Here is a 19,477-nt window from a genome sequence, read left to right on the forward strand (position 1 = left end):
CGGCTGTCGGCGGGGGGGGGGGGGGCCCCCCGGCCCCCCCCCCCCCCCCCCCCCGCCGTCGTCATGAACAGACCTTGCCGTTTCTCGGCAGCGTGCCGCTCAGCAGATACGCGTTCACCGTCGCGTCCACACAGCCGCTCCCGCTGCCGTACGCACCGTGGCCCTCGCCCTTCCAGGTCAGCATCACACCGACGCCCTTGCCCAGTTCGTCCGCCATCCTCCGGGTTCCCTCGTACGGCGTCGCCGGGTCGCCCGTGTTGCCCACGACGAGGATCGGCGCGGAGCCGGACGCGCTCACGTCCGGATGGTCGGCGGCCCCCGGCACGGCCCAGTCGGTACAACTGAGCATGCCCCAGGCGAGGAAATCGCCGAACAGTGCCGACGCGGCCCGGAACTCGGGCAGCTTCCGCTCCACGTAGGCGGCGGTGTAGCGGGATCTGTCGTCGGCGCAGTTGATGGAGACGTTCGCCGCGGTGATGTTGCTGTACTCGCCGTTCTGGCTTCGTCCGTTCATCGAGTCGGACAGCGCCATCAGAGTCTGGCCGTTCCCGTGGTACGCCTGATCGAGGCCCTCGGTGAGGTACTCCCAGAAGTCCTTGGAGTACAGGGCCTGCGCGATGCCGTTGGTCGCCGCCGTCTGGGTCAGCTCACGCGGGGCGATGCCGGGGATCGGCTTGCTGTCGAGCTTCTTGAGCAGTGTGGCGATGCGGTTCTTCACGTCCTGCGGGCTGTCGCCGATCGGGCAGTCCTCGGTTTTCGAGGTGCAGTCCTCGGCGAAGTTGTCGAGGGCGAGCTGGAATCCCTCGGCCTGCCCGAGCGAGCCCTGTTCGGCGTTCTGGGTGGGATCGACCACCCCGTCGAACACCGCGCGGCCGACGTGCCGGGGGAACAGGTGGGCGTAGACGCCGCCGAGTTCGGTGCCGTACGAGATGCCGAAGTAGTGCAGTTTGTCGTCGCCGAGGACCTGGCGCATCAGGTCCATGTCGCGGGCCGCGTCGGTGGTGCGCACATGCGGCAGCACCCTCTTGGAGTTCTCCTCGCAGGCCGCGTTGAACTCCTTGGTGTTGTCCAGCAGCTCGGTGCGCTCGGCAGCGTCGTCGGGGGTGGCGTCCTGCTGGAAGTACGCGTTCAGCTGCGGGTCGTTCAGGCAGTCCACGGGAGCACTGCGGCCGACACCGCGCGGGTCGAAGCTCACCAGGTCGTAGCGGGTGCGCAAGGTCGCGTAGTCCTCACCGAAGGCCGGCAGTGTGGTGACGCCCGAGCCGCCGGGGCCGCCGAAGTTGAAGACGAGCGAGCCGATGCGCTTGCCCGCGGGGCCGCTCGCCTTCGCGCGGATCAGCGCGAGATCGATCGTGTCGCCCTTGGGTGCGGCCCAGTCGAGCGGCGCCTTCAGAGTGGCGCACTGCCACTTCCGGCCGCCGGGCAGGGGAGACGGTGCGTCCCCGCCGCCCGCCGCCGCGGACGGCGGCGGACAGTCCTTCCAGCTCAGCTTCTGCGCCGACAGATCCTGATCCTGGTCCTGCGAACCGTCGCTGCAACCCGCCAGCACGGTGGCCAGCAGCAGGACGGTGGTGGACAGGGCAGCGGCGCGCGGCCGGGAGGGGCGGGGCATGCTCCCATCCTGGAGCCGTCCATGGGCGGACGCTCGGGGCGCAGGCCGTACGAGGGAGCGCAGCATTGCTACAGCGCGCCCTTGCGCGTCAGATGGTTGAAGGCGAGCCAGCCCGGCAGCACAGGCAGCCACAGGGTCAGCAGCCGGAACAGCAGCACCGCCGGCGCGGCCACCTCCTTGGGAAGGCCGATGGCGATCAGTCCGACGGTCAGGGTCGCCTCCACCGCGCCCACGCCACCCGGCGTCGGCGCGGCGGACCCCAGCGCGTTACCCGCGAGGAAGACGACGGCGACGCCGGCGATGCTGAGCGAGGTCGTCTCGTCGCCGAACGCCCGGATCGAGGCATCCAGACACATCACAAAGCAGGCCGTCAGCAACAGCATGCCGCCGATGCCGGTGACCAGCTTCTGCGGCCGCTGAAGGACGTCGAGCATGCGCGGCACGACACCCGCGAACAGCGACCTCACGCGCGTGGCGACGAATTTCCGCAGGAACGGCACCGAGGTCGCGACCAGCACGAGCACCGCGACCGTCAGCAGGCCCGCGATGACAGTCCTGGACGGCGACAGCGACGGCGTCTTCTCGGTGCCGGTCAGATAGCCGAACGACAGCAGCATCAGGATGTGGCAGCCGAGCCCGAACAGCTGCGACGCGCCGACACTCGCCACCGCGAGCCCCGGCCGCACCCCCGCGCGCTGCAGGAAGCGTGTGTTGAGGGCGACCCCGCCCACCGCGGGCGGCGCGACGATCTTCACGAAGGACCCCGCGACCTGCGCTGCGACGGCCCGTACGAACGGAACCCGTTCGGGCACGAAGCCCAGCAGGGCCATGGCCGCCGCGACGTAGCTCGCCGCGGAGAACAGCACGGCCGCGGCGACCCAGCCCCACTGGGCGTGGGCGACGAGCGGACCGAACTCGATGTGTGTCAGCTGCGTCAGCAGGAAGTACGCGCCGATGGCGCCGGCCATGAGACTGATCAGCGTGCGCGGCCGCACCCGCTCCAGGCGGGCCGGTTCGACCGGAGCCTGCGGGCGGATCAGCAGCACCTGGTGGCGGATCTGGGTGAGCAGATCCTCTTCCCGCGCTTCCTCCACGGCCTCGTCGATGGCCCGCTTCTCGGCCCTGGCCTCGGCCTTCACGGCCTTCTTGCCGGGCTTTTCGAGTACGGGCGCGGTGTCGTCGTCCGGCGCGGACTCCAGACGGGCGTGCTTGGCCTGCCGGGACGCCTCCAGGACGGCCTCGCGTTCACGCTCGGCCCGCTCCCGCGCCATTCTCCGCAGCGTCGCGCGCGTGGAGCGGCTCAGCGCGATGGGCTGCAGCATCGGCAGACAGTCGGCCACGGCGTCGGGCCCGAGCACGCTCAGCGCGGCGGCGACCGCGCGCTCGGCGCCGACCCGCAGGCCGAGCGTCACCAGCAACTGGGAGACGTCCATGCGCAGCAGCAGGTCGCCCGCCGCGATCTCGCCGATCCGCAGGTCGGTGAGGATCACCGTGCCGGAACGATCCACCAGGATCGCGTCACCCACCAGCCTCCGGTGGGCGATGCGCCGGGACTGCAGCGCCCGCACCTGGTGCCAGGTGTCGTGCAGCAGCTCGTCGGTGATCTCCTCGTCCGGGAGCGCGTCCAGGGTGCGTCCGCCGATGTGCTCGTACACGAGTATCACGGCGTCGGGGCCCAGTTCGGAGGTGGCGATCAGCTTGGGTGCGTTGGCGCCGGCCGCGATGGCCGCGTACGCGAGCAGAGCCTCCTGCTCCAGGGCCTGCCGCAGCGACGGGAGGCTGCTGCGGGTGGCCAAGCCGCGCAGCATCAGGTTGCGCCAGGCACGATAGAAGAAGCCCTGAGCCTGCTGCTCCCGGTCCACCACCGTCACGTCCAGCGGTGGGCCGTCCTCCAGGGTGACGAAGTAGCGCCTGCCGCGGTCGCCGTTCTCCGGCGTGTCGGGGGCCTCTTCGCGGGCGGCGCTCAACGGGCGGAAGCCCACGGTCCTGAGGCCCGCCATCAGGGTCCGCCCGGTGGGCCTGACGTTGGGCGAGCCGACCGCGTACAGCGTTCCGTAGGCCACGGTCCAGCCGATGAGTACGGTGAGAATGATCGAGAACGGTGTCGTGTAGCCGGTGACGAGCATCGAGAACGCGTCGAGCATCAGCACGATCCACAGCACCCCACGCCAGCGGGGTCTGCGTGACATGCCGACCGCCGTCATATAGGCGATGACGGGCGCCAGGTAGCCGTGCACCGGGTCGGTGAGGGCGTGGATGTCGCCGGGGGAGGGCTGGGTGAGCGCATCCTGGATCGACCCGGGGGCGGCCTTGGCGACCCACAGGTCGGTGGCGAGGGTCACGCCGTGCGCCAGGACCGCCGCGAGTACGCCGTCCGCGATACGCAGCCCGTCGCGTTTGATCAGCCGTTCGATCGCGAACGCGACCGGCACCAGGAGGATAGCGATGCTGGAGGCCAGTCCTGCGATCTTGATGACCAGGTCAGGTGCCTGGCCGGTGCCCTTGTTGATGTCCTGTTCGAGGCCCGAGGTGGTGCCGTGCGCGAACGCGGCGATCGCGAGAAGCACCGCCACGGCCAACACGCCGATCAGGAACCGCATCAGATCGGAGGGCCGGTGGACGCGCGCGGGGAGCAGCGGTTCGTCGCCCTCGACCTCGTCCGCGTAGACCTCGTCCGGCTCGTCGACACCGGGCTCGGACCGGCCCGCCGCCTTCTTCCCGGTGTCCTTGGCGTCCGCGTCGCCGGTGTCTTCCGCGCCCGTCCCGCCGGCGCCCGGGCGCGACGAAACGTCAGAGGTGCCCTCCGCGTCCTCGGGGTGCGCACCCTGCTGCTTCATCGCCTCTTCTTGATCTCGTATCACCGGTCACCGCCCGCACGATGGTGGCATGCCCCACCGACACGCGGGGGAATCAGGGTGCACTTGCGGGGCGCACAGTCTGCCCGAAGCGCCGCCCCGGAGCGACGGATACCACGCACGGTCACGAGCGCGTCACATTGTCGGTGAGGTGGGGCAGGATGGGGTGGATGAGCGAGGAGAGCCTTCCGGACGAAGTCCGCGCGGAGCACGCGGACGCGCTGCCGGAGTACGCGGAACGGGTCCTCGACGTCGCCGAACGGATTCCGTCCGGCCGAGTGATGACCTACGGCGACATCGCCGAATGGCTGGAGGAGGGCGGCCCCCGCCAGGTCGGGCGAGTCATGTCCCTCTACGGAGGCGTCGTCCCGTGGTGGCGTGTCGTCCGCGCGGACGGTGTCCTGCTCCCGGGCCACGAACTGGAGGCGCTCGGGCGCTACCGCACGGAGGGCACCCCCCTGAAGGAGGCAAGCAGAGCCGCCGAGGACCATCAGCCGCGGGTCGACATGAGACGGGCGCGATGGGACGGCGGCGAGCGCGCGGAGGGTCACGACTGACAGCTTCCGCCATCGGACCGGCCCAGGGACACCCTGAGGTCCGTACGGGGGAAACAGGGCACGTCCGAGGCATGCCGTACGTTCGTGGGGCGAGGGGCGTACGTGCCGCGAGTGCCCCGAAGGAAGAGGGGGAAGCCCTGCTTCCGCACCGCTCGTCGGCGTAGCGTCGGCTGCACCCGCCCCCTCATCCCGCGATCACCGACCTCCCCGCGCGGAGGTCGTCCCCACCGCACACCCACCAGGACCGGCGAACCACGTGAGCTCCTCTTCCTCCACCAGGCGTCTGTCGCACACCCAGGTGCGACAGGGGAACCGTGGCGCTTACCGACTGGTGCGTACCCCGCCGGCCCGCATGGATCCCCCTCGTCTTGACGCCTCACAGCGCTCCGTGGTTGACCACCGGACCGGACCACTGCTCGTCCTCGCAGGTCCGGGCACCGGCAAGACCACCACGCTCGTCGAGTCGGTGGCTGCGCGGATCGCCCGGGGAGGGGACCCCGCGCGCGTGCTGGTGCTGACGTTCAGCCGCAAGGCGGCCGTCGAACTGCGCGACCGCATGGCGCTGCGGATAGGAGCTGCCCGCTCGCCCCAGGCGACCACCTTCCACTCGTTCTGTTATGCCCTGGTCCGCGCCCACCAGGACACCGACCTGTTCGTCGAGCCCCTGAGGCTGTTGTCCGGCCCCGAGCAGGACGTCGCCGTCCGTGAACTGCTCGCCGGCCAGCCCGACCTGGAGCGGCTCGGCCTCGCGCACGTGCGCTGGCCCGACGAACTGCGCGCCTGCCTGACCACCCGTGGTTTCGCCGACGAGGTCCGCGCGGTCCTCGCCCGCAGCCGCGAACTGGGCCTGGACCCCGCAACCCTGGACGCCTTCGCCCGCAGCAGCGGCCGCCCCGACTGGCGCGCAGCAGCCGCCTTTCTCGCCGAGTACCTCGACGTGCTGGACCTCCAAGGCGTGCTCGACTACGCCGAACTGGTCCACCGTGCCGTTCTCCTCGCCCGCCGCCCCGAGGTCGCCGCACGGCTCGCCGCCCAGTACGACGCCGTCTTCGTCGACGAGTACCAGGACACCGACCCGGCACAGGTGAGGCTGCTGCACACCCTCGCCGGCGACGGCCGCACTCTGGTTGCCTTCGGCGACCCCGATCAGTCGATCTACGCCTTCCGGGGCGCGGACGTGAACGGCATCCTGGAGTTCCCGCGGGACTTCCCGCGCGCGGGCGGCCGCCCCGCGCCCGTGGAGGTCCTGCGCAACGCCCGCCGCTCCGGCGCCACCCTGCTGACCGCGACCCGGCGGTTGACCCAGCGCATGCCACTGACCCGCCTTCCGGCCGACAAGGTGCGCGCCCACCGTGAGCTCACTGCGGTCCGCGACGGCGGACACGTCGAGGTCTACACGTACCCGACCCCCGGCACCGAACTGGACAACGTCGCCGACATCCTCCGCAGGGCACACCTGGAGGACGGCGTGCCCTGGAGCGAGATGGCCGTCCTGGTGCGTGCGGGCGCCCGCTCCATCCCGACGGTGCGCCGCGCGCTCACCGCGGCCGGCGTCCCACTGGACATCGACGGCGACGACCTCCCCCTGCGGCACGAACCCGCCGTGGCGCCGCTGCTGACCGCCCTGCGGGTGGTGGCCGCAGCGGAGGCGGCGCGCACCGAAGAGAGCTCCGGCGATCCTGATTCCGAGGAACCGGAGCCGGACACCTGCTGGCTCGACACCGAGACCGCCCTGATCCTGCTCGCCTCCCCCCTCGCGGGCATGGACGCCGCCGATCTCCGCCGCCTCGGACGGGCCCTGCGCGACGAGGAACGAGCCGCGGGCAACGCCCTGCCGCCGCCCTCGGACGAACTGCTCGCGCGGGCGCTGGCCGAACCGGAACGGCTGGCCGTGCACGACCCCGGGTACGCGCGGGGCGCTCAGCGGCTCGGTGCGCTGCTCAGGAAGGCCCGTGAGCGCCTCGCGGGCGGCGGCACCGCCGAGGAAGCGCTGTGGGACCTGTGGGAGGGCACGCCGTGGCCCACACGCCTGGAGCGAGCCGCCCGGCGCGGCGGCGCGGCGGGACGCAACGCCGACCGGGACCTGGACGCCGTCTGCGCGTTGTTCGCCACAGCCGCGCGCGCGGAGGAACGCACCGGCGGCCGCGGTGCCCTGAACTTCCTGGAAGAGATCGACGCCGAGGACATCGCCGCCGACACCCTCACCCGGCGAGCCGTACGCCCCGACGCCGTCCGCCTGATGACCGCGCACCGCTCCAAGGGCCTTCAGTGGCGCCTTGTCGTCGTGGCGGGCGTCCAGGAAGGCCTGTGGCCGGACCTGCGCCGCCGCGGCTCCCTGCTGGAAGCCGACCGCATCGGCCGCGACGGCCTCGCCGAACCGCTCACCCCCGGAGCGCTGCTCGCCGAGGAGCGCCGCCTGTTCTACGTGGCCGCCACCCGCGCGCGTGAGCGTCTCGTCGTCACCGCGGTGAAGGCTCCTGCGGACGACGGTGACCAGCCCTCCCGCTTCCTGACCGAGCTCGGTGTCGACCCCAGAGACGTCACCGGCCGCCCGAGCCGCCCGCTGTCCGTCGCCGCCCTCGTCGCCGAACTGCGCGCCACCACGGTCGACCCGCGCGTGTCCGACCCCCTCAGGGAGGCTGCCGCGCGCCGCCTGGCCCGGCTCGCCGCGCTCTGCGACGAGGACGGCCGCCCGCTGGTGCCGTCCGCTCACCCCTACCGGTGGTGGGGCATGTTCGAGCCGACCGAGAGCAGGGTGCCGCTGCGCAACCGCGATCAGCCCGTGGTCCTCTCCGGCAGCGCCCTCGACCAACTCGCCCACACCTGCGCCCTGCAGTGGTTCCTGGGCCGCGAGGTGAAGGCCGACGCACCCGCCACGGTCGCCCAGGGCTTCGGCAACGTGGTGCACGCCCTCGCCGACGAGGTCGCCTCCGGGCACACCCCCGCCGACCTCGACGTGCTCATGGAACGCCTCGACTCCGTGTGGAACGCGCTGGCCTTCGACGCGCCATGGAAGTCGTCGCAGGAGAAGGACAACGCGCGCGTGGCGCTCGAACGCTTCCTGCAGTGGCACGTCATGGACCGCACCGGGCGGACGCCGGTGGCCAGTGAGCACGACTTCGACGTCACCCTCGAAGCCGGCGACTACGAGGTGCGCATCCGTGGCTCCATGGACCGCGTCGAGGCGGACGGGGAGGGCCGTGCCTACGTCGTCGACTTCAAGACCGGCAAACAGGCGCCCACCGCCAAGGAGGTGGAGCGTCACCCCCAGCTCGCCGTCTACCAACTCGCCGTCCGCGAGGGCGCCGTCGACGAGGCCTTCGACGGCGTCCGTCCCGAACCGGGCGGCGCCGAACTCGTCCAGCTGCGTCAGGGCGCCGCCAGGCGGGACGGCGGCGAGACCCTGCCCAAGGTGCAGGCACAGGAACCGCTGGAGGGCGAGTGGGTCGGCGACCTGCTGGCCACGGCCGCAGGCAAGGTCCTCGACGAACGGTTCACGCCCAGCTCCGGCCAGCACTGCACGCACTGCGCGTTCCGGGCGTCGTGCAGCGCGCAGCCCGAGGGACGGCACGTCGTGGAGTGAGCACACGGGTGTGACCGGTCGCACCAGACGGGCTGACCTGCGTATCTCCCGGCTCCGAGGGTGATGTTGGCGGCCACTGTCAGTGGCCGCAGCTAGCCTCTCCGACATGCCTGCCCGTATCACTGACCCCGATCAGCTCAAGGAGCTTCTCGGCATCCCGTTCACGCCGGAGCAGACGGCCTGCATCATCGCGCCGCCCGCCCCGCAGGTGATCGTGGCCGGCGCCGGCTCGGGCAAGACCACGGTCATGGCGGCACGTGTGGTGTGGCTGGTCGGCACCGGCCAAGTCGCCCCCGAACAGGTGCTCGGCCTCACCTTCACCAACAAGGCCGCCGGCGAACTCGCCGAGCGCGTCCGCAAGGCACTGGTCAGGGCGGGTGTCACCGACCCCGACGTCATCGACCCGGACAACCCGCCGGGCGAGCCGGTGATCTCGACGTACCACGCTTTCGCGGGCCGCCTTCTGGCCGATCACGGCCTGCGTATCGGGCTGGAGCCGACCTCCCGCCTGCTCGCCGACGCCACCCGCTACCAGCTCGCCGCGCGGGTGCTGCGCGCGGCACCGGGCCCCTACCCGGCGCTCACCCGTTCCTTCGCCGACTTGGTCAGCGACCTCCTCGCGCTCGACGCCGAACTCGCCGAACACCTCGTACGACCCGAGGAACTGCGCGCGTACGACGCCGAGCTGCTGCGCACCCTGGAGGGCGCCAAGCTCACCAACGCCGATCTGCGCAAGGTTCCCGAGACGGCCGCCGCCCGCCGCGAACTCGCCGATCTGGTGGTCCGCTACCGCGCCGCCAAACGGGAACGCGACCTGCTCGACTTCGGCGACCAGATCGCCCTGTCCGCGCGCCTCGCGCAGATTCCCGACGTGGGCCGGATCCTGCGCGACGAGTTCCGCGTCGTACTCCTCGACGAGTACCAGGACACCTCGGTGGCCCAGCGCATCCTGCTCGCGGGCCTGTTCGGCGCCGGCACCGGCCACCCGGTCACCGCCGTCGGTGACCCCTGCCAGGCCATCTACGGCTGGCGCGGCGCCTCCGTCGCCAACCTCGACGACTTCCCCGAGCACTTCGCCGACTCCGACGGTCGCCTCGCCAACCGTCAGGCACTCAGCGAGAACCGCCGCAGCGGCGGCCGCCTCCTTGACCTCGCCAACGGCCTGGCGGAGCCCCTGCGCGCCATGCACGCGGGCGTGGAGGCCCTGCGCCCGGCCCCCGGCGCCGAACGCGACGGCATGGTCCGCTGCGCTCTGTTGTCCACCCACACCGAGGAGATCGACTGGATCGCCGACTCCATCACGCACTTGGTGCACACGGGCAAGGCTCCCGGCGAGATCGCCGTCCTGTGCCGTACGGCCACCGACTTCGGCGAGATCCAGGGCGCACTCGTCGCCCGGGACATCCCCGTCGAGGTCGTCGGCCTGTCCGGGCTGCTGCACCTGCCCGAGATCGCCGACCTGGTCGCCGTCTGCGAGGTCCTCCAGGACCCCGGCGCCAACGCCTCCCTCGTCCGGCTGCTGACCGGACCGCGCTGGCGCATCGGCCCGCGCGACCTCGCTCTCCTGGGGCGGCGCGCCCGGCTCCTGGTGTCCCATGCGCGCGTGGACGGCGACGGCGACCTGGACCGCAGGCTCGCCGAGGCCGTCGAGGGAGTCGACCCGTCCGAGGTGACATCGCTCGCGGACGCCCTCGACACGTTCCTGGAGAGCCCGTTCGACCGCGACGGGGACGACGACGGACTGCCCTTCTCCCCGGACGCCCGCGTGCGGTTCGCACGCCTGGCCACCGAACTGCGCGACCTGCGCCGCTCCCTGGCCGATCCTCTGATGGACGTCCTGCACCGCGTCCTTGCCGTCACCGGTCTCGAGGTCGAACTTTCGGCCTCCCCGCACGCGTTGGCCGCCCGCCGCCGCGAGACCCTGTCGAACTTCCTCGACGTCGCCGCCTCCTTCGCGGCCGGCGACAACGAGGCGACCCTGCTCGCCTTCCTCGCCTTCCTGCGCACCGCCGCCCAGTACGAGAAGGGCCTCGACAACGCCCTGCCCGGCGGCGAGAACACCGTCAAGGTGCTCACGGCGCACAAGTCCAAGGGCCTGGAATGGGACGTCGTTGCCGTCCCCGGCCTGGTCACCGGTACCTTTCCCAGCAGCCAGGGCCGCGAGAAGTGGACCTCCCAGGGCAAGGTGCTGCCGCACGAACTGCGGGGGGACGCCGACACACTTCCCGACGTCGCCTCCTGGGACTCCCGGGGACTGAAGGCCTTCCAGGAGGCCATGAAGGAACACCAGCACACCGAGGAACTGCGTCTCGGCTACGTCACGTTCACCCGCCCCCGCTCCCTCCTCCTCGGTTCCGGCCACTGGTGGGGACCCTCCCAGAAGAAGCCACGCGGCCCCTCCGACTTCCTGCAGGCCCTCTACGAGCACTGCGCCGCCGGGTACGGTGAGATCGAGGCCTGGGCGGACGAGCCCGCCGAGGGCCGGGAGAACCCCGTCCTGCACCGGCAGTCCGCCGACCAGGTGTGGCCCCTGCCTCTGGGCGACAGGGCCCTGGCTCGGCGCCGGGCGGCTGCCGAGACCGTCCTGACCCACTTGGAGCACCTCGCCTCCCACACGGACGGCCACCCCGCGGCCACGCACGACCCGGACACCTACGACGACCCGGACTGGCCGGTTCCGCCGGAGGACGATCCCCTTTCCGAGGACGTCCGCTACGAGGACGAGGACGTCCGCTACGAGGACGCCCGTTACGAGAAGCCTCCCTTCCCCGAGGAGGATCCGTTCGTCGCGGACGTCCCCTTCGCGGGGGAGGACCCCGCCGACTGGGACGACTGGACCCAGGACCGCCCGACCGTCCCGCACCAGGCAGCAGCCCCGGGCACCGCCCCTGACATCACCGAACACCCCCACGCGGAACCCGCGCGTCTCCACCGAGAGCTCGCGCGCCCCCACCCCGCCGAGCACGAGAATGCGCCCCTCACCTCGGACGAGGCCCGCACCATCGCCTCCTGGGACCGCGACCTCGACGCCCTCACCGGCGAACTCCTGCGCGCCCGGCAAAGCGTCACCGACGTCCCCCTGCCCGCATCGCTCACCGCGTCCCAACTCCTGCAGCTGGCCGCCGACCCCGACGGCCTCGCCCAGGAACTGGCCCGACCCATGCCCCGCCCGCCGCAGCCCGCCGCACGCCGAGGCACCCGCTTCCACGCCTGGGTCGAGTCCCGCTTCGAAGCGCTCACCCTGCCCATGCTGCAGCCGGAGGAGTTGCCCGGAAGCGAGGCGGAGATCGCCGACGAACGCGACCTGGAGGCACTCAAGGACGCCTTCGAGCGCACCGACTACGCCCGGCGCACGCCCTACCGCGTGGAGACTCCTTTCCAGCTCGCGATCGCCGGCCGCATGGTCAGGGGCCGTATCGACGCCGTCTACAAGGAGGGCGACGGCGAGGAGGCGACCTACGAGATCGTCGACTGGAAGACCAATCGCTCCCATACCGCCGACCCGCTCCAGCTCGCGGTGTACCGGCTCGCCTGGGCCGAGCAGCAGGGCGTCCCCCTGGAGGCGGTCACGGCCACGTTCCTGTACGTGCGCCGCGGGGAGGTCGTACGACCGGACGAGTTGCCGGACCGGCCGGCACTGGAGCGACTCCTCCTGGAGGAGCCGGAGGGTGAGGGACCGCACGGCGAGGATGTCACTGCGGGCCGATAGGCTCGTGACCATGAGCCAGCCCGTTGACGGTGCCGTCAGCGCCGTCCGTACGTACATCGAGCGGCACCGCGCCGCCTTCCTCGACGACCTGGCCGAGTGGCTGCGCATCCCGTCCGTGTCGACCCAGCCCGACCACGCGCCCGACGTACGCCGCAGCGCCGACTGGCTCGCCGCCAAGCTCCGGGAGACCGGCTTCCCCACCACGGAGGTCTGGGAGACACCGGGCGCGCCGGCCGTCTTCGCCGAGTGGCCCTCAGCCGACCCCAGAGCGCCCACGGTCCTGGTCTACGGCCATCACGACGTGCAGCCCGCCGCCCGCGAGGACGGCTGGGACAACGAGCCCTTCGAACCCGTCGTCCGCGACAACCGCCTCTACGCGCGCGGGGCGGCCGACGACAAGGGGCAGGTGTTCTTCCACACCCTCGGGGTCCGCGCCCACCTCGCCGCCACCGGCCGCACCGCCCCCGCCGTCCACCTCAAGCTGCTGATCGAGGGCGAGGAGGAGTCCGGCTCCCCGCACTTCCGCGCCCTGGTCGAGGAGAACGCGGGCCGGCTGGCCGCCGACGCTGTGATCGTCTCCGACACCGGAATGTGGTCCGAGGACACTCCCACGGTGTGCACCGGGATGCGCGGCCTCGCCGAGTGCGAGATCCGGTTGCACGGCCCCGCCCAGGACATCCACTCCGGCTCCTTCGGCGGCGCCGTCCCCAACCCGGTCACCGCCGCGGCCCGCCTCGTCGCCGCTCTGCACGACGGCCACGCGCGCGTGGCCGTTCCCGGCTTCTACGACGGCATCGTGGAACTCACCGACCGGGACCGCGAACTCTTCGCCGAGTTGCCCTTCGACGAGCAGGAGTGGCTGCGTACGGCCAGGTCGTACGCCACCCACGGCGAGGCCGGTCACACCACTCTGGAGCGCATCTGGGCCCGCCCCACCGCCGAGGTCAACGGCATCGGCGGTGGCTACCAGGGTCCCGGCAGCAAGACGATCATCCCGTCCTCCGCCATGGTGAAGCTCTCCTTCCGGCTGGTCGCGGGCCAGGACCCCGGCCACATCGAGAAGATCGTCCGTGCCTGGGCCGAGGAGCAACTGCCCGCAGGCATCCGCAGCGAGATCACCTTCTTCGCCGCCACGCGTCCGTGCCTGACGCCGCTCGACCACCCGGCACTGCAGTCCGTCGTGCGCGCCATGAGCCGCGCCTTCGAACAGCCCGTCCGCTTCACCCGTGAGGGCGGCTCGGGGCCGGCTGCCGACCTCCAGGAGGTCCTCGGTGCTCCCGTGCTCTTCCTCGGCATCTCCGTCCCGTCCGACGGCTGGCACGCCCCGAACGAGAAGGTCGAGCTCGATCTGCTTCTCAAGGGCGTCGAGACCAGCGCCTACCTGTGGGACGACCTGGGGGAGCACTGGAGCCATGCGCCCTGATCATCCCGAGTCGTCCCGACCGGCATGGAGCGCGCGGCACACTGGAAGAGCTGTCCCGTAGCCCCACCCTGCCGGACCCGGTCGCCTCCCGCCGTACGTCCCGCCGAACTGCCCGCGAAACACCCTTTCCACCGGGGGAGTTGGAAGTACCCGTGACCACCTGGACCGATCACACCGCCGACCGTCCCATCTCGCTCACCGCCCCGAGCGGCATCGACCGCGCCGCCCACCACAGGCTCGACGAGGCCTGGCTCGCGGCGGCGTGGAGTCACCCCACGACCCGCTGCTTCGTGGTCTCCGGCGGCCAGGTACTCATCGACGAGACGCCGGACGGCCACACCGAACTCGTGATGACCCCGTCCTTCGAGGCGCCCCTCACCGAGGCACACCGCTACTTCCTCGGCATCGACGAGGACGGCGTGCGCTACTTCGCCCTCCAGAAGGACGCGCTTCCCGGCCGAATCGACCAGTCCGCGCGCCCGGCGGGCCTGCGCGAGGCCGGTCTGCTCCTGTCGCCTCGTGAGGTCGGCCTGATGGTGCACGCCGTCGGCCTGGAGAGCTGGCAGCGCACGCACCGCTTCTGCTCCCGCTGCGGCGAGCGCACGGTCATCGCCGCGGCCGGTCACATCCGTCGCTGCCCGGCCTGTGGCGCCGAGCACTACCCGCGCACCGACCCCGCCGTGATCATGGCCGTCACGGACGAGGACGACCGCATCCTGCTGGGCCGCCAGGTCCACTGGCCCGAAGGCCGCTTCTCGACGCTCGCCGGTTTCGTCGAGCCCGGCGAGTCCATCGAGCAGACGGTGCGCCGCGAGGTCTTCGAGGAAGCCGGCATCACCATCGGCCCGGTCGAGTACGTCGCCAGCCAGCCCTGGCCCTTCCCGTCCAGCCTCATGCTGGGCTTCATGGCCCGCGCCACCTCGACCGACATCAACGTCGACGGCGATGAGATCCACGAGGCCCGCTGGTTCTCCCGCGACGAACTGCGCGCCGCTTTCGACTCCGGCGAGGTGCTCCCGCCGTACGGCATCTCGATCGCGGCTCGCCTGATCGAGCTCTGGTACGGCAAGCCGCTGCCGACCCGCAGTTTCGTCTGAGGCGCTCACCGCCTGAGCCATACGCGGAGGGCGCCCCGAGCACGTCAGGAGCCGCCCTCCGCACACCGAGCGGTGCTTCACCCGCCGATCCTCTGCCTGACCCGGGCCGGCGAGGGCTCCTTGAGCGTCGTACCGTCCGGGAACAGCACCGTCGGTACGGCACAGCGGCGGCACTGACCGACCAGCAGCCGTATTGCTGAGCGACCGGACAGCGACGAGACCCGCGCCCATGATCCTTGGGCGGGGTCTCGTGCACTCCCGGGGGTCAGGCGCTGAGAGCCTGCTTCACCTGGGCAAGGCTCGGGTTCGTCATGACGACCTCGCTGCCACCCGTGGAGGGAACCACCCGAACGGTGGGAACCGTCTGGTTTCCGCCGTTCGCCTTCTCGACGTACGCGGCGGATGCCGGGTCGTGCTCGATGTTGATCTCGTCGTACGCGATGCCCTCGCGGTCCATCTGGCTCTTCAGCCGACGGCAGTAGCCGCACCACGTGGTGCTGTACATCGTCACAGTGCCCGGCATGTGTCTCGTGCTCCTTCGACGGCTTGGGGATGCGTGCTCGCAGTGAGGGAACGTACTTGAAAGGGTCACCATTCCCGTCTGCACGCCCAACCCGGAGTGACCCCCGCCGCACGAGCCGGACGTGACGCCTGCCGCATTAGTACGACTGCGAGTGCCTCCCTGTGGACAACCGGCTCATCTGTCTCCGGCGACCTGGCAGCATGGCCATGTGACAGCAGCAACGCACTCCACCCTTTTCCCGCAGACACCGGACTCGGCGGACGCGGTGCTCGAAGGGCTCGACCCCGAGCAGCGCGAAGTGGCCACGGCCCTGCACGGTCCGGTGTGTGTGCTGGCGGGTGCCGGAACGGGCAAGACACGGGCGATCACCCACCGCATCGCCTACGGCGTGCGCGCGGGCATCCTCCAGCCGTCCACCGTGCTGGCCGTCACCTTCACCAACCGCGCCGCCGGTGAGATGCGCGGCCGGCTCCGACAGCTCGGCGCGGGCGGCGTCCAGGCCCGGACCTTCCACTCCGCCGCCCTGCGCCAGCTCCAGTACTTCTGGCCGAAAGCGGTCGGCGGCGCCATGCCCCGCCTCGTCGACCGCAAGATTCAGCTGGTCGCCGACGCGGCCGCCGCCTGCCGTATCCGCCTCGACCGGGGCGAGCTGAGGGATGTCACCGGCGAGATCGAATGGTCCAAGGTCACCCAGACCGTCCCCGCCGACTACCGGCTCGCCGCCGCCAAGGCCGGCCGCGAGAGCCCCCGAGACCCGGCCGAGATCGCCCAGCTCTACTCCGCGTACGAGGGCCTCAAGCGTGATCGCGGGGTCATCGACTTCGAGGACGTCCTGCTGCTGACCGTCGCCATCCTCCAGGACCGGCCCGACGTCGCAGAGCAGGTCCGCGCCCAGTACCAGCACTTCGTGGTCGACGAGTACCAGGACGTCAGCCCGCTCCAGCAGCGCTTGCTGGAGCTGTGGCTGGGCGACCGGGACAACCTGTGCGTGGTCGGCGATGCCAGCCAGACGATCTACTCGTTCACGGGAGCAACTCCCGACCACCTGCTCGACTTCCGCACCCGCCACCCCGGCGCCACGGTCGTCAAGCTGGTCCGCGACTACCGCTCCACACCACAGGTCGTGCATCTCGCCAACGGCCTGCTCGCCCAGGCCCGTGGCCGCGCCGCGGACCACCGACTGGAGCTGGTCTCCCAGCGCGCCCCCGGCCCCGAACCCGTCTACGCCGAGTACGCCGACGAGCCCGCCGAGGCCGAGGGCGCCGCCCGCCGCATCCGCGAGCTGATGAACGGAGGCGTGCGGGCCAGCGAGATCGCCATCCTGTTCCGCACCAACGCCCAGTCCGAGACCTACGAACAGGCTCTCGCCGACGCCGTGGTCCCCTACCAGCTGCGGGGCGCCGAGCGGTTCTTCGACCGCCCCGAGGTCCGCAAGGCAGGCATCGCCCTGCGCGGCGCGGCCCGTTTCGGTGGCAACGACTCCCTCCTCGACGACGCCGTCGACCTGCCGTCCCAGGTGCGTGCCGTACTTTCCGGGGAAGGCTGGACCACAGAGCCCCCGGCCGGCTCCGGAGCTGTCAGAGAGCGCTGGGAGTCCCTGGCGGCCCTGGTGAACCTGGCGCAGGACTTCGTCGTCGCCAGACCCGGCGCCACCCTCGGTGACCTCGTCGCCGAACTGGACGAAAGGGCGGGGGCCCAGCACGCTCCGACCGTGGAGGGCGTCACCCTCGCCTCCCTGCACTCGGCCAAGGGCCTGGAATGGGACGTCGTCTTCCTGGTCGGGGTCGCCGAGGGCATGATGCCGATCACCTACGCAAAGACCGACGAGCAGACAGAGGAAGAACGCCGCCTCCTCTATGTCGGCGTCACCCGGGCCAGAGAACACCTCCATGTCTCCTGGGCGCTCTCCCGCTCGCCCGGAGGCCGACCCAGCCGCCGTCCCAGCCGCTTTCTCGAGGGACTGCGCCCCGGCTCGGCCGCCGCCGGTGCCGGACGGGCCGCCGTGGCCGGTTCCGGAGGTGTCGAGCGGGGCTTCACGAGCAGGCCGGGCGCCGCCCCTCGACGACGGCAGCGCACTCCGGCCCGCTGCCGGGTGTGCGGGCGCACGCTCACCGACGCGGGCGAGATGAAACTGATGCGATGTGAGGACTGCCCGTCCGACATGGACGAGGGTCTCTACGAGCGACTGCGCGAGTGGCGTGCGGTCCAGGCACAACGCAGTGGACAGCCCGCTTTCTGCGTGTTCACCGACAAGACGATGATGGCGATCGCCGAAGCCGCCCCGGACGACGAGGGGGTGTTGGCACGGATCCCCGGGGTCGGCATGCGCAAGCTCGACCGCTACGGAGCGGATGTCCTCGCCATCTGCGCAGGCCAGACCCCGGGGGGAGAAGAAGACGGCGACTGATGCGAACTCGTCCAGAAAATAGTTTGCGCATGCCCCAGCAATCCCCATAGGTTCTTAGCCACGGGGACGGAGGCCTTCTCGGAGGCCCCGATTCCGTGCTGTACTTGCATATCCGACGGACTGGCTCACCCCGGTCCCCCAGACGCCGAGAGGAGGCGATTGCAGTGATCAGCATCAACGGCAGCTCCATCAGCACCGTCAAAATGACCGATCGCTCGGTCGTCTCCACGTGCGTGCTCGGCGCCTCGGTCCCCGGCACCGGCCTGTCCGGCATTCGTGCCGTGCGTCCGGCGTCCTCCGTGTCTCTGGCGGGTCTTCCCGTCAGTGAGCGCAATGAGCGACCGACCAAGGCACTGGAAGCAGTAGCGGCACAGGCGCAGGCCTATGCCTTTGCGGCGGCCGGTGCCGGTAGCCGGAAGCAGACGCAGCACCACCTGATGTGGGCCTTCCGTGGGCCAGAACCCTGGAGTGATCCAGTCTGATCGTCGATCAGGCCGGCGCCTTCAGGGCCGCGGAACCCCACCCGGGATCCGCGGCCCATTTGTTTGTCCCTGAACGGGGACGGCAGAGCGAAGGGGCCTCGGGACAAGAAAAGACTCCGGTACCAGCCGCAACCCGGTCCAACAGGACCGGAACGACAGACGAGGAAGACGAACCGTGCATCTCGAAGCGCACGCCCCGTCCGTACCGCCTTCCGAAACGATCCCCCCGCCCGGCCTCACGGAGGACTCCACCTTGACTCCGCTCACCGCGCTCACCGCGCTCGACGACGCCATCGAGAACCTCGGCGTGCCCGTTCCCTGCCGCTCCTACGACCCGGAGGTCTTCTTCGCCGAGTCGCCGGCGGACGTCGAATACGCCAAGTCCCTCTGCCGCACCTGCCCGCTGGTCGAGGCCTGCCTCGCCGGCGCCAAGGAGCGGCGTGAGCCCTGGGGCGTCTGGGGTGGCGAGCTGTTCGTGCAGGGTGTCGTCGTTGCCCGGAAGCGGCCGCGTGGTCGCCCGCGCAAGAACCCGGTCACGGCATGAACACCGCAGGAACGATCGACCGCCCCCTCACGCACGACCCGAAGAAGCAGGCCCCGATGAAGCCGTCCATCACCGAGCCCGCAGGCGCGACGCCTGAAGACTTCACCAAGAGCAGCGCGATGGACTCGCGCCAGAACAGGACCCGAGAGATGCAACTCATTCCAGAAGCCCTGGCTCGTGCGCATATGCACGAACTACTGCATGAGGCCGAGCGGGACCGACAGGCCGTGCGCCTGGCGGCAGCCCGCCGGATGCAGCGCCGGGCCGAGCGCGCCTCGCTGCGCGCCCGCCGCGCGCTCGCCATGGCCGTCATGCAGTAATCACATCCCGAACACACCGGAAGCGGTGGCCTCCCTGCCCGGGGAGGCGGAGCTCTCCCCGCGGGGGTCGGTCCGACCGAACGGACCGGCCCCCGCGGGTGCGTTGTGTCCGCCGATCCGATGGCCGCGGCGATATCGTCGCCGGGTGACGAGTCTTCCCGGAGACAGTGACCAGGCCGGCGGCACCGCCCAAGAGCCCGATCCCCTCGTGTGCGCCCGCTGCGGCGCCCGCACCGCGGGACCCCGGATCGCCTGGACCTGCTCCGTGGAGAACGGCACTCGCCATTACTTCTGCGACCGATGCTCCCGGGAGAACCTCAGAGCGATCGAGGGGCGGTTGGACTCGGACTGGTGGTGAGCCGGCC

13 protein-coding genes are annotated in these 19,477 nt (G+C 71.3%); 10 read left to right on the plus strand and 3 right to left on the minus strand.

The features are described 5' to 3' along the window. Positions 1–61 precede the first annotated feature (61 nt). Both M2271_RS29895 and M2271_RS29900 read right to left on the minus strand, forming a co-directional pair. Entirely contained in the window at positions 62–1,612 is a 1,551-nt protein-coding gene (locus M2271_RS29895; protein WP_280890490.1) for an alpha/beta hydrolase, read from the minus strand. 68 nt (positions 1,613–1,680) lie between these two features. After that, positions 1,681–4,449, minus strand: a complete 2,769-nt coding sequence (locus tag M2271_RS29900; RefSeq protein WP_280890491.1) for a lysylphosphatidylglycerol synthase transmembrane domain-containing protein — start codon at positions 4,447–4,449, stop codon at positions 1,681–1,683. A gap of 188 nt (positions 4,450–4,637) precedes the next feature. Here M2271_RS29900 and M2271_RS29905 point away from each other — a divergent pair, with 188 nt between their 5' ends. The 5 genes from M2271_RS29905 to nudC all read left to right on the plus strand — a co-directional run bounded on the left by M2271_RS29905 (position 4,638) and on the right by nudC (position 14,836). Next, positions 4,638–5,024, plus strand: a complete 387-nt coding sequence (locus M2271_RS29905) for an MGMT family protein (protein ID WP_280890492.1) — start codon at positions 4,638–4,640, stop codon at positions 5,022–5,024. A gap of 256 nt (positions 5,025–5,280) precedes the next feature. After that, the gene (locus M2271_RS29910) at positions 5,281–8,607 is read left to right on the plus strand and encodes an ATP-dependent DNA helicase (RefSeq protein ID WP_280890493.1); all 3,327 of its coding nucleotides are present in this window, start codon (positions 5,281–5,283) and stop codon (positions 8,605–8,607) included. Between the two features lie 106 nt (positions 8,608–8,713). Continuing rightward, complete coding sequence (locus M2271_RS29915; RefSeq protein ID WP_280890494.1) at positions 8,714–12,316, plus strand: ATP-dependent DNA helicase; 3,603 nt, start codon at positions 8,714–8,716, stop codon at positions 12,314–12,316. 10 nt (positions 12,317–12,326) lie between these two features. Next, positions 12,327–13,739, plus strand: coding sequence for a dipeptidase (locus M2271_RS29920; protein WP_280890495.1), 1,413 nt, complete (start codon positions 12,327–12,329; stop codon positions 13,737–13,739). A 152-nt stretch (positions 13,740–13,891) separates the two neighbouring features. Then, complete coding sequence (nudC, locus tag M2271_RS29925) at positions 13,892–14,836, plus strand: NAD(+) diphosphatase (protein WP_280890496.1); 945 nt, start codon at positions 13,892–13,894, stop codon at positions 14,834–14,836. Positions 14,837–15,101: 265 nt separating this feature from the next. On the opposite strand, the gene M2271_RS29930 is transcribed toward nudC, so the two are convergent. After that, the gene (locus M2271_RS29930; protein ID WP_280890497.1) at positions 15,102–15,359 is read right to left on the minus strand and encodes a mycoredoxin; all 258 of its coding nucleotides are present in this window, start codon (positions 15,357–15,359) and stop codon (positions 15,102–15,104) included. A 208-nt stretch (positions 15,360–15,567) separates the two neighbouring features. On the opposite strand from M2271_RS29930, the gene M2271_RS29935 reads away from it, so the two are divergent. From M2271_RS29935 to M2271_RS29955, 5 genes are all read left to right on the plus strand, one after another. After that, a complete protein-coding gene (locus tag M2271_RS29935) occupies positions 15,568–17,766 on the plus strand; it encodes an ATP-dependent DNA helicase UvrD2 (protein WP_280890498.1) in 2,199 nt (732 codons plus the stop codon). 164 nt (positions 17,767–17,930) lie between these two features. Further along, positions 17,931–18,248, plus strand: a complete 318-nt coding sequence (locus M2271_RS29940; RefSeq protein ID WP_280890499.1) for a hypothetical protein — start codon at positions 17,931–17,933, stop codon at positions 18,246–18,248. A gap of 175 nt (positions 18,249–18,423) precedes the next feature. Continuing rightward, positions 18,424–18,792 carry a WhiB family transcriptional regulator gene (locus tag M2271_RS29945; protein ID WP_280890500.1) on the plus strand — a complete coding sequence of 123 codons (369 nt, stop codon included), beginning with the start codon at positions 18,424–18,426 and terminating at the stop codon, positions 18,790–18,792. Continuing rightward, positions 18,789–19,112 carry a hypothetical protein gene (locus M2271_RS29950; RefSeq protein WP_280890501.1) on the plus strand — a complete coding sequence of 108 codons (324 nt, stop codon included), beginning with the start codon at positions 18,789–18,791 and terminating at the stop codon, positions 19,110–19,112. The genes M2271_RS29945 and M2271_RS29950 overlap by 4 nt, the downstream gene beginning before the upstream one ends. A gap of 145 nt (positions 19,113–19,257) precedes the next feature. Next, a complete protein-coding gene (locus M2271_RS29955; protein WP_280890502.1) occupies positions 19,258–19,470 on the plus strand; it encodes a hypothetical protein in 213 nt (70 codons plus the stop codon). The last annotated feature ends 7 nt before the right edge of the window (positions 19,471–19,477 follow it).

Source organism: Streptomyces sp. LBL (genome assembly GCF_029893585.1).
GTDB lineage: Bacteria > Actinomycetota > Actinomycetes > Streptomycetales > Streptomycetaceae > Streptomyces.